Source organism: Nioella nitratireducens, assembly GCF_001879715.1.
GTDB lineage: Bacteria > Pseudomonadota > Alphaproteobacteria > Rhodobacterales > Rhodobacteraceae > Nioella > Nioella nitratireducens.
On record NZ_MNBW01000028.1, the window covers coordinates 1 to 13474 of the forward strand.

The 13474-nt window shown below is 64.5% G+C and carries 12 protein-coding genes; 3 read left to right on the top strand and 9 right to left on the bottom strand.

Going from position 1 to position 13474, the window contains the following annotated elements:
* Positions 1-345 precede the first annotated feature (345 nt).
* From BKY27_RS17960 to dapE, 3 genes are all read right to left on the bottom strand, one after another.
* Positions 346-1686, bottom strand: coding sequence for a lytic murein transglycosylase (locus tag BKY27_RS17960; RefSeq protein WP_071675842.1), 1341 nt, complete (start codon positions 1684-1686; stop codon positions 346-348).
* A gap of 130 nt (positions 1687-1816) precedes the next feature.
* Positions 1817-4072, bottom strand: a complete 2256-nt coding sequence (rnr, locus tag BKY27_RS17965) for a ribonuclease R (RefSeq protein ID WP_071675843.1) — start codon at positions 4070-4072, stop codon at positions 1817-1819.
* Between the two features lie 40 nt (positions 4073-4112).
* Positions 4113-5258, bottom strand: coding sequence for a succinyl-diaminopimelate desuccinylase (gene dapE, locus BKY27_RS17970; RefSeq protein WP_071675844.1), 1146 nt, complete (start codon positions 5256-5258; stop codon positions 4113-4115).
* Between the two features lie 276 nt (positions 5259-5534).
* On the opposite strand from dapE, the gene BKY27_RS17975 reads away from it, so the two are divergent.
* Positions 5535-7073 (top strand): Hint domain-containing protein, encoded by a 1539-nt coding sequence (locus BKY27_RS17975; RefSeq protein WP_233491891.1) that lies wholly within the window; start codon positions 5535-5537, stop codon positions 7071-7073.
* Between the two features lie 202 nt (positions 7074-7275).
* On the opposite strand, the gene BKY27_RS17980 is transcribed toward BKY27_RS17975, so the two are convergent.
* Positions 7276-7611: a hypothetical protein gene (locus BKY27_RS17980; protein ID WP_071675846.1), complete on the bottom strand. Its 336-nt coding sequence runs from the start codon at positions 7609-7611 to the stop codon at positions 7276-7278.
* Between the two features lie 142 nt (positions 7612-7753).
* Here BKY27_RS17980 and BKY27_RS17985 point away from each other — a divergent pair, with 142 nt between their 5' ends.
* Entirely contained in the window at positions 7754-7948 is a 195-nt protein-coding gene (locus BKY27_RS17985; RefSeq protein WP_071675847.1) for a YgaP family membrane protein, read from the top strand.
* Between the two features lie 85 nt (positions 7949-8033).
* Here the strand turns inward: BKY27_RS17985 and BKY27_RS17990 are convergent, their stop codons facing one another.
* On the bottom strand, positions 8034-8285 hold the full coding sequence (locus BKY27_RS17990; RefSeq protein WP_071675848.1) for a GlsB/YeaQ/YmgE family stress response membrane protein: 252 nt from the start codon (positions 8283-8285) through the stop codon (positions 8034-8036).
* A 113-nt stretch (positions 8286-8398) separates the two neighbouring features.
* A complete protein-coding gene (dapD, locus tag BKY27_RS17995) occupies positions 8399-9226 on the bottom strand; it encodes a 2,3,4,5-tetrahydropyridine-2,6-dicarboxylate N-succinyltransferase (protein ID WP_071675849.1) in 828 nt (275 codons plus the stop codon).
* A gap of 152 nt (positions 9227-9378) precedes the next feature.
* Between dapD and BKY27_RS18000 the strand changes: the two genes are divergently transcribed.
* Positions 9379-10224, top strand: a complete 846-nt coding sequence (locus BKY27_RS18000) for an LOG family protein (RefSeq protein ID WP_071675850.1) — start codon at positions 9379-9381, stop codon at positions 10222-10224.
* A gap of 78 nt (positions 10225-10302) precedes the next feature.
* On the opposite strand, the gene BKY27_RS18005 is transcribed toward BKY27_RS18000, so the two are convergent.
* From BKY27_RS18005 to BKY27_RS18015, 3 genes are read right to left on the bottom strand one after another with little or no spacing between them, the layout of a single operon-like run.
* Positions 10303-11184, bottom strand: a complete 882-nt coding sequence (locus tag BKY27_RS18005) for an esterase-like activity of phytase family protein (protein ID WP_071675851.1) — start codon at positions 11182-11184, stop codon at positions 10303-10305.
* Complete coding sequence (gene mepA / locus BKY27_RS18010) at positions 11154-12074, bottom strand: penicillin-insensitive murein endopeptidase (protein ID WP_071675852.1); 921 nt, start codon at positions 12072-12074, stop codon at positions 11154-11156. Before mepA ends, BKY27_RS18005 begins: the two co-directional genes overlap by 31 nt.
* Complete coding sequence (locus tag BKY27_RS18015; RefSeq protein ID WP_071675853.1) at positions 12074-13462, bottom strand: MFS transporter; 1389 nt, start codon at positions 13460-13462, stop codon at positions 12074-12076. Before BKY27_RS18015 ends, mepA begins: the two co-directional genes overlap by 1 nt.
* Positions 13463-13474: the final 12 nt, after the last annotated feature.

Below are 13474 nucleotides of genomic sequence, written 5' to 3' on the forward strand. Positions count from 1 at the left end.
AGGCAATATCGGCGGGCGGAAAGGCGATAACATCGACTTCGTGTGAGAAACAAACGAAGGTGCGATGCCGTGTTATCGGATAACCGGGGCAGGAAATATGTCGCAAAGACAAAGCATTGCCTGTATCGGTCGACTCCCCCTCTCTCGGCACTGGACCGGGCGGCGCCTGCCAGACCCACACCGCATCGCTGAAACGGTAACACCCCATCCGACCCACACCCCAGCAGATAACACCCCATATCGTGTGAAAATCACGCTTTGAGAGCCCTGGGGAATCGACAGCGAGCGGGAAAACCCGACTCGCTTCGGTTTGTGGGACCGTGATTCGTGGAAAGCGCCGCGGACTCAGCCGCGCCGCAACCGGCGCAACAGCGTCTCGGAGGCGTAGCCGTCCGGCACCAGCCCTTCGGATGACTGATACTCTCGCACCGCCTGAATGGTGAGCGGGCCGATAATGCCGTCGACCCGGCGGGTCGAGAACCCGGCCGCCGTCAGGCGCCGCTGCAATTCGAACCGTTCGTCATTGGACAGGGCGCGGTCTTCTCGGGGCCAGCCGCCACGAAATTCGGCTGCACCGGCAATGCGGTCGGCAAGATGGCCAACGCCGATCACATAGGCATCGGCGGGGTTATAAGTCTCGATGACGTGAAAATTCTCGTAGATCACCAAGGCCACCCCACGATGCCCGGCGGGCAGCAGGATCGAGCTTGGTCCGTGATCGGGAATACGTCCGCCATCCGCCAGACGCACGCCCATGGCGTTCCAGTGGGCGGCGGCGTGGCGCACGGTCTCGCCGCTCTGGCTGAAATCGAACCCGGAGGGCAGGGTCACCTCCAACGCCCAGGGCTGGCCATGGGTCCAGCCATTCTCGGACAGGTAGCGCGCGGTCGAGGCCAGCGCATCGGTGGGGTCGTCCCCCCAGATATCGCGCCGCCCGTCGCCGGTGAAATCCACGGCATGGGCAAGGAAACTGGTGGGCATGAACTGGGTATGGCCCATGGCCCCCGCCCACGAGCCGCGCAAATGGGCCGGGTCGGTATCGCCGGCCTGCACGATCCGCAACGCTGCAATCAACTGCGCTTCGAAGAACTCCTGACGGCGGCCTTCATAGGCCAGCGTCGCCATCGCCTCGATGATCGGAACCTCGCCCCGGAAGGTGCCATAGGCGCTTTCCAGCCCCCAGATCGCGGTGACGATCTCGGCCTCGACCCCGTAGCGCCGTTCGATGCGGGCAAGAGTGGCCCGATGCTCTCGCAATGCGGCACGCCCATTGGCGACACGCGTGTCGGACGCGGCGCTGTCGAGGTAATCCCATAGGGTGCGCGAGAACTCTGCCTGGTTCTGATCGCGCTCGATCACGCGTTGGTTGAGGCTGATCCCGGCAAAAGCCCGGTCAAGCGTGGCTTGCCGGATACCGGCGGCGCGGGCGCGGCGGGAAAATTCGGTCATCCAGGTGGAAAAGCCCGAGGTGCTGACTGGCGTCGCCTCGGCCCGTGTCACCAGCGGGGCGGTGCCCTGCCGCATCGCCGGACGTATCGACACGATCACGGCACGCTCTGTCGGGTCTGACGAGGCGGTGATGGGCGGCCGCGGCAAGGGCCGGAGCGATAGGGCGGTGTTGGCCGAGGCCCCGGTGGCCAGCAATGCCACCCCCACACCCACAAGCTGTCTGATCCCTGTTCGCATGTCCTGCACCTGCCCTTTTGGTTGGACCCAATATAGCGCGTCCCACGCCCCGGCAGAAGCGGCGGCGCAGAGGTCGGCGGAGCCTTGCCGGAACATTGCCCCAGGCTTGGTTGAGGTTTGCTTAACGGTGTCAGCGCCGCTTGCGTTGCAGCTTCTTCTTGACCTTCGCGCTCTTGGCCCGCGCCTGACCGGCCTTGCGGCGGGGCGATGCGCCACGGCGGTGGCCGGGGCCGCGTTTCACGGGGGCGCCTTCGATCTCCAGCAGTTCCAGCGTCATGCCACCGGTGACGGGCACCGCCTCGGCCAGCTTGACAACCACACGCTGCCCGATGCCGATCAGCGTGCCGGTGTCGGCCCCCATCAGGGTCTGGCTGTCTGCATCGTAGTGAAAATACTCCCGTCCAAGCGCGCGCATCGGCAGCAGGCCATCGGCCCCGGTTTCATCCAGTTTGACGAAGGCGCCGAAGCGGGCAATGCCGCTGACCCGGCCAGTGAACTCATCGCCCACCCGTTCAGACAGGTAGGCCGCCAGATAGCGGTCGGTCGTATCGCGCTCGGCCACCATCGAGCGGCGCTCGGTGTCCGAGATATGCTTGGCCGTGTCTTCGAGACGCTCGATTTCCTCGGGGCTGAGGCCATACTTGCCCCAGCCATACGCCGCGATCAGCGCCCGGTGCACGATCAGGTCTGAATAGCGACGGATCGGCGAGGTGAAATGCGCATAGGCTTTCAGCGCCAAACCGAAATGGCCGAAATTCTGGGGGCTATAGTAGGCCTGTGTCATCGCCCGCAGGGTCGACATGTTGATCAGCTCGTCGAACTCCGTCCCCTCGGCGGCGGCCAGCAGGCTGTTCAGATGCCGGGTTTGCAGCACCTGCCCCTTGGCAAGGTTGAAGCCGCTGGCCTGCGCCGTTTCGCGCAGCGCGGCGATCTTGTCAGCGTTTGGTTCCTCGTGCACCCGGAACAGGAGCGGTGTTTTCAGGCGGATCAGGTCTTCGGCCGCGGCGACATTGGCCAGCACCATGAATTCCTCGATCAGCTTGTGCGCCTCAAGCCGATCCTTGAAGCGGACCGACTCCACCTTGCCCGCATCGTTGATGATGATCTGGCGTTCGGGCAGGTCGAGGTCCAGCGGCTGCCGCCGTTGGCGCGCAGCCTTCAGGGCCGCATAGGCGGCGAAGAGTGGCTTGATCACAGGCTCGATCAGCGGCGCGACCTTGTCGGTCGGGTGCCCGTCCATGCCAGACTGCACCTCTTGATAGTTCAGCGAAGCGACCGAGCGCATCAGTCCGCGCACGAAGGTGTGGCCGATCTTGTTGCCCTCGGCGTCGATCACCATGCGCACCGCCATGCAGGCGCGTGGCACGTTTTCGTGCAGGGAACACAGGTCGCCCGACAGCCGGTCGGGCAGCATCGGCACGACCCGGTCGGGGAAATAGGTAGAGTTGCCGCGCTTTCGCGCCTCGCGGTCCAGCGCCGAACCGGGGCGCACGTAATGGGCCACATCGGCGATGGCGATCCAGATCACATGGCCGCCGGGGTTTTTAGGGTCTTCATCGGGGTGGGCATGGCAGGCGTCGTCGCGGTCGCGCGCGTCCACCGGGTCGATGGTCAGCAGCGGGATGTCGCGCAGGTCTTCGCGCCCCGCCAGGCCCGCCGGTTTGGCGCGGTCGGCCTCTTCGATCACCGCATCGGGGAAATCGTCGGGAATACCGTGTTCATGGATCGCGATCAGCGAAACGGCCTTGGGTGCGCCGGGGTCGCCAAGACGCTCGATGATCCGGGCACGTTGCAGGCCCATCCGGCCCTTGGGCCCGGCCTGTTCGGCCTCGACCAACTCGCCATCCTTTGCCCCATGGGTGGCGTCAGCGGCAACGCTCCATTCCTTGTCCGACCCCTTGTCGATGGGCAGGATGCGCCCGCCCTCGGTCGCCTTGCGAAAGATGCCGAGGATCTTCTTGGGGTTGGTGCCGATCCGCCGGATCAGCCGGGCAATATACTGGTGGTCCTCGCCCGTGACCTCTTGCAGCCGCGCCAGAATTCGATCGCCCTCGCCAATCGCGGGGTCCGTCGCGCGGGCGCTGAACAAGACACGCGGCTCCGGCCCTTCGCCGTGCCATTCAAGCGGGCGACAGAACAGATCGCCCAGATCGTCCGGCGGCAGCACTTGCAGCACCGAAACGGGCGGCAGCTTGTCCGGGTCGCGATAGGTCTTCTTGCGCTTTTCCAGATGGCCTTCGGCCTCCAGCTCTTTCAGCACCCGCTTGAGGTCGATCCGCTCGGCCCCCTTGATTCCGAAGGCGCGCGCGATATCGCGCTTGGCGGTCTGGCCCGGATTGTCGGAAATCCAGGCGAGGATCTGGTCTTTGGAGGGGATCTTGCTCATATCCCCGGCGTAACACGGGCACGCGCGGGCGTCATGCGGATTATCGGGCGGCGAAATAGTCTCGCAGGATGCGACCGTAGATGCGCTTCAGGGCGTGGATATCGTCGATCCACACCCGTTCATCCACCTGGTGCATCCGGTGGCCGACCAACCCGAACTCCACCACCGGGCAGTGCGATTTGACGAACCGCGCGTCCGACGTGCCCCCGGTCGTCGACAAATCGGGCACCAGTCCGGTTTCCGCCGTGACAGCTCGGCTCACCAGGTCGGACAGCGCGCCGGGCGGGGTCAGAAAGGCCTCGCCCGAAATTTTTACCGCCATCCCGATCCGAACGCCGGTTTCCCTTTCCACCTTGTCCGCTTCGGCCCGCAGCCACTCCGTCAGGCTGGCGCCGGTGTGCAGGTCGTTGAAGCGCAGGTTCACCGTCATCCGGGTTTCCGCCGGGATCACGTTGGTGGCGGAATTGCCCGTGTCGATGGTCGTCACCGCACAGGTGGACGGGTCGAAATGGTCCGTGCCCTCGTCCAGCACATGCGCCGACAGCCGGTGCGCCAGCAGCGCCACGGCTGGCAGGGGGTTCAGCACCTTGTGCAGATAGGCCGAATGGCCCTGTTTGCCCCTGACCGTGAACCACGCCGACATCGAGCCGCGCCGCCCGATCTTGATCATGTCGCCGATGGTTTCCGGGCAGGTGGGTTCGCCGACGATGCAGACGCTCATCTGTTCTCCCGCGTCCTTCATCCAGTCAAGCAGCGCGATGGTGCCGTCTGTGGACACGCCCTCTTCATCGCCGGTGATGGTCAGGACGACCGCGCCATCGGGCGGGGATTCTTGCACCAGGTCGATGGCCGCCGCGGCAAAGGCCGCCACCCCCGATTTCATGTCGGTCGCGCCCCGGCCATAAAGCCACCCCTCAGCCTCTTCGGCGCCAAAGGGCGGGTGGGTCCATGCGGCCTCGTCCCCGACGGGCACGACATCGGTATGCCCGTTGAAGCCGAAGGTCCGTGCATGGCCCTTGCCGCCCCACCGGGCGAACAGGTTGCACACTCCGCCACGATCCACCCGCGTGCAGGAGAACCCCGCATCGCCAAGAACCCGATCCAGCAGCGTCAGCGCGCCGCCTTCTTCCGGTGTGACCGAAGGGCAGCGCACAAGGTCGGCGGTCAGTTTCTGCGGGTCGGTCATCGGCGGGCCTTTCCTGAAACGGGGGTTTCCTTGCGATAGCCCTGTGGCCCATTGGACTCAACCCTCTGCCGGGCAAGCCTTTTCGCTTAACCCATGCCCGGTTTTCGGCTATCTTTTGACACAACAAAAACAAAAGGCAGGGCAAGCGCAGGACGTGCGACCGCGAGTTCGGTCGCTCAATCCGTGCCGGAACGCCCGCCAAACGAGTGGGGCACAAGGGCAATGCCAGTTTCGGCAAGCGAGCTTACGATCGATTCACGCGCCAGCGCCACCGAGATGGCAAACGCCATCTTCGGCGATGGTGTGCAGGTCACCAATGCAGCGTATTTCGGCGATCGCAATGCATCCGGTATCTGGACGGGGGGCGACACCACGTCGCCCGACGCGACCCCATCGGACACGGGCGTGATCCTGTCGACGGGCCGGGTGCGCGATTTCACCAATTCATCGGGCGACCCCAATGTCAGCGCCAGCACCTCGACCAATACCAAAGGGGTCAACTACGACAGCGGCTTCAACAATCTGGCAGGGACGTGGACCTACGACGCCGCGATCCTTGACGTGGATTTCGTCCCCGACAATGACCAGATGACGATCCAGTTCACCTTCGCATCCGAAGAATACCCCGAATATGTCGGGTCGATCTTCAACGACGCCGTGGGGATCTGGATCAACGGGCAAGAGGTCGCCTCGCCCGTGTTCGAAATCGCGCAGATCAACAATGTGAACAACAGCGCCAACGAGACACTCTATATCGACAATACCGGCGACGTCGCCAACACCGAGATGGACGGATACACCGTGACCCTTTCGGTCACCATGTCGGTGAACGCAGGCCAGACCAACAACATCCGGCTTGGCATCGCGGATGTCGGCGACAGCAATTACGACTCCGCCATCCTGATCGCGGGCGACTCGATTCAATCCACGGTCATCGCCGCAGACGACGCCGAAACCGTTTACGAAGGCCAGACCGCCCATATCGACGTTACCGCGAATGACAATGGGCCGGGCACCATGAGCGTGACCCATATCAACGGGCAGGCGGTCGCGGCGGGCGATACCGTGACCCTCAACAACGGGTTCGAAATCACGCTGGAGGCCGACGGCACCCTGTCGGCCGCGCCCCCTGCGGGCTACGGCGGACTGACGGCCCCGGAAGGCTTCAACTTCTCCTACACCGCGGAAGACAGCAGCACCGGCATCACCGACACGGCTTTTGTCTCGATCACCTCGATCCCCTGTTTCGCGTCCGGCACCCACATTCGCACCGACCGGGGCGATGTGGCGGTCGAGTCGCTCCGCGTCGGCGATCTGATAGAGACCCGCGACAACGGCCTGCAACCGATCCGCTGGATCGGCCACCGCACCGTGCCCGCGACGGGCCGCTTCGCCCCGGTGGTGATCGAGCGCGGCACCATGGGGTTGCACGAAACGCTGGTGCTCTCGCCGCAGCACAGGGTCTTGGTGCGCCATCACATGGCCGAGCTTCTGTTCGGAGAGGACGAGGTGCTGGTCGCCGCCAAGGATCTGGTCAACGACTGCTCGATTCGCATCCGCGAGGGCGGGACAGTCGACTATTTCCACCTGCTCTTCGACGAACATCAGATCATCTGGTCCGAAGGCCTGCAAACCGAGAGCTTCCACCCCGGACCGGTCACGCTCTCTGGTTTCGACGACGCCGTGCGCGACGAACTGTGCGCGCTGTTTCCGGAGCTGGACCCCGCGACAGGTGCGGGCTACAGCGCCTCGGCGCGGCCTGCGTTGCGGAGCTATGAGGCGGCGGCGCTGGTGCGCGAGGGGTGGGCGGCCTGAGGCGGCGGCGCGTTAGAACGTGTCGGACACAAGTGGGAACCGATTTTGCGCTTCTCGGACATGCGACATCAATAGGTTAGGCCGGGGGGCGTGATTGCGGATGAACGCGACACGCCCCGGCCTGCCAGAAAGAATGGCCGGGTGATGCGAACCCCGCGCGGAAAAATAGCCGCAAGGCCACCGTTCAGGAAATTGCCGTGCCTCAGCCCTTGTCGTCGCCAAAAAACGGCGTCATCTGCGCCACGATGACCGAATTTTCCGCGGCGGCGCGCTGCATCAATCCGATCTCGTCGTCGCCAACCTCGTGGCCCATGGCGCGGCGTTCGTCGAGCGTGCCATAGCCCTGTACGTCCAGGGGCGCCATATCCGCCTGTTTCAGGATCGCCACGGTCTCGCGCACGGCTTCGGCCTCGTCCACGCCAGAGGCGTAGATCATCAGCGCCGCGCCGGTCGCGCCCTTGGGCAACCCGTCGCCGGACTTGCGACCGACCTCGACCACAAGCGTATAGACCTGCTGCTGTTTCTTTTCCTTCGCCATGGCCGGGCCGTAGCGGGCGCGGCCCCGCCGGTCAAGCCGCTGTCTGAAGCGAAGGGCCCAAGCTATGTGACTCAGGTCACAGCCAGGGGGCACGCGGCACGGTATGCTTCATCAATAGTTTGCATGGTGAAAGGAATTTAACATGCCCCGCAACGAAGGAACTATCGACCGCGCCTTGCGTATCATCGCCGGGATCGTGCTGATCGCACTCGTCTTCGTCGGCCCCCAGACGAATTGGGGCTGGATCGGTCTGGTGCCGCTGGTGACCGGGTTTGTGGGGTTCTGCCCGCTCTACCGGATCCTGGGCCTCAACACCTGCCCGATGTCGCAACGCTGACCGCCTGAACAGACGCGGTCCCTGTCTCTCGGAAAGGGGCTGGGGCCGCCTTTCGGGCACAAGACCCACGCGGCGGCGGGAAACGTCATCGCCCCTGCAAGGCCCGCGCGCCCCAGATCAGAACACAGGCGCCGCCAAAGCCGACCAGCCCCTGCGCGATCAGCGTCGGGGCAGGGAAAATCCCGACCAGCCGCAGAACGAAATTGGCGATGATCGCCCCGACAATCCCGAGGGCGATATTGGCGATCAGCCCGGTCCGCGCGCCCATGAAGGTCGCCGCCGCCCAACCGGCCAGCCCGCCGACGATTATCGCCGTGATCCATCCCATTCCAGCCATCGTCCTGCTCCTTTGTGGTCGTGCGCGGTGATGCTAGCACGATTGTCACAGGATTGGTGCCAGGTTTCAACGCGGGTGCCCCAAGGTCGGGGCATCCGCATCAAGACTGTGGATCAGTCGCGCAGCAACTCGTTGATGCCGGTCTTGGACCGGGTCTGCGCATCCACGCGCTTCACGATGACGGCGCAATAGAGGTTGATCCCGTTCTTGGACGGCATCGACCCAGAAACCACCACCGAATAGGGCGGCACTTCGCCATAGGTCACGTCGCCGGTCTCGCGGTCCACGATCTTGGTGGACTTGCCAATATAGACGCCCATGCCAAGAACAGACCCTTCGCGCACGATGCACCCCTCGACCACTTCAGACCGCGCGCCGATAAAGCAGTTGTCCTCGATGATGGTCGGACCCGCCTGCATCGGTTCCAGAACCCCACCGATGCCGACACCGCCCGACAGGTGCACGCCCTTGCCGATCTGGGCGCAGCTGCCCACGGTGGCCCATGTGTCGACCATGGTGCCCTCATCCACATAGGCGCCAAGATTGACGAAGGACGGCATCAGCACCACGCCGGGCGCGATATAGGCCGACTTGCGGACAACGCAGTTCGGCACGGCGCGAAAACCGGCGGCCTTCCACTGATTGTCGCCCCAGCCTTTGAACTTGCTGTCCACCTTGTCCCACCAGCCGCCGCCTTGCGGGCCGTTGTCGTGGATTTCCATGTCCTTGATGCGAAATCCGAGCAGAACCGCCTTCTTGGCCCACTGGTTCACGTGCCACTGGCCATCCGTCTGCCGTTCGGCGACGCGCAACTGCCCGCTATCGAGCGCGTTCAGCGTGTTCTCGATGGCCTCACGGGTTTCGCCCCCGGTCGACGGGGATATCTGGTCGCGGGTCTCCCACGCGGCCTCAATAGCGGCTTCAAGCTGTGCGTTGGACATGGGTCCCTCCGAAAACTTTGGTTCCGGGGGCTATAGCGAACCGGGGGCCTTGTCTCAATTGCCAAAAACGCCTTGGCCGATTTCGCGCCTTTCCTCTGCCGGGGCGGACGGGTAGCGTCTGGCCAAAGCAGGCAGGCAACGAGGACTGGCACATGACCGACGACGCGCAGGGCAAAGGGTTCCGCGACGCCCATACCGATATCGAAACGGCACGTCATGTGCCCGACACGCCGCAGACCCGCGCCCCGGCCTACCGGCTGGCTTTCACCGATGACGCCTTTATGTGCCGCGATGAATTGCGGCCCGTGCGGCTACAGCTCGAACTGCTCAAACCGCAAATGGTCATGGACGAATACGGCATCGAATCGACCGTCGTGATGTTCGGTGGCGCGCGTATTCCCGAACCGTCCAAGGTGGACAACGCCCGCAGCGAAACCCTGCGCGGCCTGTCGCACTACTATGACGAGGCGCGAAAATTCGCCCGCATCATGACCGAGCGCAGCCTGAAGAACGGACGGCATGATTTCGTGATCACCACCGGCGGCGGCCCCGGCGTGATGGAGGCGGGCAGCCGTGGCGCGGCGGATGCGGGCGGCGTGTCGATCGGCCTGAACATCGTCCTGCCGCATGAACAGGCCCCAAACGAATACGTCACGCCCGACCTGTGCTTCAATTTCCACTACTTCGCCATTCGCAAGATGCATTTCCTGATGCGCGCCGCGGCGGTCTGCGTCTTCCCCGGTGGATTCGGCACGCTGGACGAGATGTTCGAAAGCCTGACCCTGATCCAGACCGGACGGATGCGGCAGGTGCCGTTCCTGCTGTTTGGGCGGGCCTTCTGGGAAAAGATCATCAACTGGGAGGCGCTGGCCGACGCCGGCACCATCTCGCCTGACGACCTCAAGCTCTTCCGGTTCGTCGAAACGGCGGAAGAGGCGGTCGAGGTGATCGACGGCTGGACAGAGCACGGCAAGCGCGGCGATATTCCGGGACGGTGACCAACCGGGCACAGGCTTGTGTCCGCCCGAATAGCGGCCTTGGGCGCCGGACGAGCGCCCGCCCGTCAAAGCCGCCCCCTACTCCAGCACGAATTCCACCAGTTGCGTCGGCAGGAACGGGCTGAAATTGTCGTCCGAGACCATGCTGGCGATCAGCCGCCCGCGCCCATCGCGCCAGATGCTCAGCCCCTCAAGGTTGGAAAACCGGCCCGCTCCGGTTTCCAGCACGGTTTCCTCATCTGTCAGATCCTCGGTCCCAATGGAAAAGCGCCGGATACGGTCGGAAAACCCGAAGAGAAAACTGAAGCTGCGCTCCAGCAGATAAAGCCGCCCGCGATCGTCGAAATCGGCCCCGACCAGCAGGTAATTCCCCCGGCGCGGCACGGTCAGGTCGGTATCCCACCGGCCATTCCGATAGCGGAAGACGGGGAAATCGTCCTCGCCCGCCTGCCAGTCCTCGGGAAAGGCGTAAAGCGTGCCATCATCCGCCACCGCCAACCCTTCGAGCGAGGCATTGGGCGCCAGTGCCGCGAACCCCTCGGCCCGTGGCAGGATCGTGTCTCGCCCATCCCGGTGCAGCGCCACCCTGTGATCGCCCTCGTAGGAAATGAACAACCGTCCGTCCCGTGCAATCGCAAGCCCCTCGCTGTCGCGCGCGCCCCGAGCGCCGCGCTCGCCGGTGCGGGCCGTCAGCATCTCGACAGAGGACAGGGCCAGCCCTGACACCGCACCTGCGTCATTTCGGGACAGACGCCCCCGGATCAGCGCCCCGCGATCGGACAGCGCGGCAAAGCCCTGACCGCCCCCGATGATTTCCACCGCCGACAGGCCGCCCAACATCGGGTGATCGGGCTGGATCGCATAAGCCCCCAGCAGGCGCGGCGCATCAGCCCCCGCAGGGGCCGAGGCCACGACCGCCAGCGCCACGATCAGCGTGCGCCAAGCAATACGTTGATACATTGGGCTGGAAGGTCATCCATCATGATTTCGCCGCGCACCGGCGCGGGCCGGTTCGGGTCTGGTTGGGGTGGCGGCGGGTTCAGGATGTTGCGCTGCCACTGGCGGGCTTCCTCGCAGCCGTCGCCGGGGGGCGGCGCGACCTGATTGACGCAATCGTCATTGCCGTTCGGGCAGGTCAGCCGCACGTGGAAATGGTAGTGATGCCCATACCAGGGCCGGATCTGACGCAGGTAAGACCGGTCGCCGGTCTCGTGCTCGCACATCCAGACCTTGGCACCGGGAAAAACGAAGATGCGGGCGACACGCGGGTCACTCGCGGCGTGCCGGATCAACTGCCAGTGTTGTGCGGTCCAGGCCTCCCCCACATAAGCGCCGCCCGCGCGCCGGGTCGAGATCGACGACAGGCTTTCCCGCTCGGCCCGCGTCAGTGTCAGGTCGGTGGCGGGCAGCATCCAGATATCGGCATCCAGCCCCAGCTGGTGGCTGGCATGGCCGGTCAGCATCGGGCCGCCGCGCGGCTGGCTCATATCCCCGACATAGAGCCCCTCCCACCCCGGCATGGTCGCCGCAAAGCGCGACAGATCCTGCACGAAGTCGATCATCTCGGGATGTGCCCAGTTGCGGTTGCGGCTCAGCCGCATCGCCTGCCACGTGGGGCCGGTTTCCGGCAGTTGTGCCCCCGCTTGCAGGCACCCCCGCGCATAGCTGCCATAGGATCGCGGGCGCCCTGCGGTCGGTTCGGTCCGATGTCCGAAAAGCTGCCGCGCCGGGGTCTCGTTCATGTGGCTGACGGTGATCTGCGGGTTGTCGGCCATTTCGACCACGTCGTCCGATGCGCAGCCCGCCAAGGCCAGCACCAGAAGACCCACAACCGCAGCGCGCAAGACCATCAAGACGACTCTCCGTTCGGTTTCACCCAGATCAAAAGGATCAATCCCAACGAGAATAGCAGGATAAGGGGGCTAACCCCAATCCTTTGGTTGTTGGTCAGGTCGGTGGTCACCGCGATCAGCCACGGCGCGATAAAGGTCGTCGCCTTGCCCGACAGCGCGTAAAGACCGAACGCCTCGGTCATCCGCTCTTGATTTCCCTGCTTGGTCAGCATGTTGCGGCTGGCCGATTGCAGCGCGCCACCCGCCGCCCCGATCAGCAGCCCGGCCACGTAAAACAGTTGATCCGGCAGGCTCGAGCCTTCCGCCAATGGCACGCCAAAGACCGATTGCGGCCCCAGCCCGACGATCAGGCAGGCCGTGGCGATCAGCACCACGCAGCAGGTCACGATCACCGGCATCGGCCCGAACCGCCGGTCGGCCCGCCCGCCAACCCATGCAAAAACAGCCCCGGAAATGGCCGCGAGAATGCCGAAAATTCCGACCTCCATGATCGACCATCCCAGAACCCCAAGCGCATAGATCCCGCCAAAGGTATACATTCCGTTCAGCGCATCGCGGTAGAACATCGAACTGCCCAGATAGGCCAGCAGGCTGGGATGCTTGGGCAATCCACGAATGGTCCGCCACAGGTCGTTCAGCCCCTGTCCCACGCGGTAGTGGGCACCGGGCGGCGGCGGGCCGTCCTTCACCCACAGGAAGAAGGGGATCATGAACACCACGTACCAGATCGCCGTCAGCGGTCCGACCACGCGGGTATCGGCCCCCGTCGCGGGATCGAGGCCCAGAAGCGGCCGCAGCCCGGCCATCGTCGTTCCGCCATCCCCGGCCTGGAACAGCATCAACATGATGACCAGAGCCAGAACGCCGCCGACATAGCCGAAACCCCAGCCCGAACCGGAAATGCGCCCAAGCTCTTCCTTGGGGCCAAGCGTCGGCAGGTAGGAATTGGTAAAGATCGTGGCGAACTCCATCCCGATCAGGCCAATTCCGAAAAACACCAATGCCCACGTGACCGAAAAATCCTGCGGCGCGGTATACCAGCAGCCCCATGCCCCGATCACGTAAAGCGCCGAGAACAGCCAGACCCATGGCATACGCCGCCCGGAACTGTCTGCCACGCTGCCCAGAATTGGGGCGAGAATGGCGATCAGCAAACCTGCGATGGTCAGGCCATAGCCCCACAGCGCCTGCGCCTCGGCCCGCGCCGCGCTTTCTTCCATGCCGCCAGCGATCAGCGCTTCAGCGGCGGTCTGTCCGAAATAGGGACCGAAGATAAAGGTCAGCATCAGCGTGTTGTAAGGCTGGCTGGCCCAGTCAAAGAAAAACCAGCCCCAGATGCGTTTTTTCGGTGTGATGGCTGCCGTCGCCCGTGAGATATCCGCCATGGCCTGCCTCTC

Bases quoted from the DNA above. Each gene is read 5' to 3' on its own strand.
- BKY27_RS17975 (WP_233491891.1), top strand. From the start codon at position 5,535: ATGGCAAACGCCATCTTCGGCGATGGTGTGCAGGTCACCAATGCAGCG.
- BKY27_RS17990 (WP_071675848.1), bottom strand. From the start codon at position 8,285: ATGGCTGGAATGGGATGGATCACGGCGATAATCGTCGGCGGGCTGGCC.
- BKY27_RS17985 (WP_071675847.1), top strand. From the start codon at position 7,754: ATGCCCCGCAACGAAGGAACTATCGACCGCGCCTTGCGTATCATCGCC.
- dapD (WP_071675849.1), bottom strand. From the start codon at position 9,226: ATGTCCAACGCACAGCTTGAAGCCGCTATTGAGGCCGCGTGGGAGACC.
- dapE (WP_071675844.1), bottom strand. From the start codon at position 5,258: ATGACCGACCCGCAGAAACTGACCGCCGACCTTGTGCGCTGCCCTTCG.
- rnr (WP_071675843.1), bottom strand. From the start codon at position 4,072: ATGAGCAAGATCCCCTCCAAAGACCAGATCCTCGCCTGGATTTCCGAC.
- BKY27_RS18015 (WP_071675853.1), bottom strand. From the start codon at position 13,462: ATGGCGGATATCTCACGGGCGACGGCAGCCATCACACCGAAAAAACGC.
- BKY27_RS17960 (WP_071675842.1), bottom strand. From the start codon at position 1,686: ATGCGAACAGGGATCAGACAGCTTGTGGGTGTGGGGGTGGCATTGCTG.
- BKY27_RS17980 (WP_071675846.1), bottom strand. From the start codon at position 7,611: ATGGCGAAGGAAAAGAAACAGCAGCAGGTCTATACGCTTGTGGTCGAG.
- mepA (WP_071675852.1), bottom strand. From the start codon at position 12,074: ATGGTCTTGCGCGCTGCGGTTGTGGGTCTTCTGGTGCTGGCCTTGGCG.
- BKY27_RS18000 (WP_071675850.1), top strand. From the start codon at position 9,379: ATGACCGACGACGCGCAGGGCAAAGGGTTCCGCGACGCCCATACCGAT.
- BKY27_RS18005 (WP_071675851.1), bottom strand. From the start codon at position 11,184: ATGTATCAACGTATTGCTTGGCGCACGCTGATCGTGGCGCTGGCGGTC.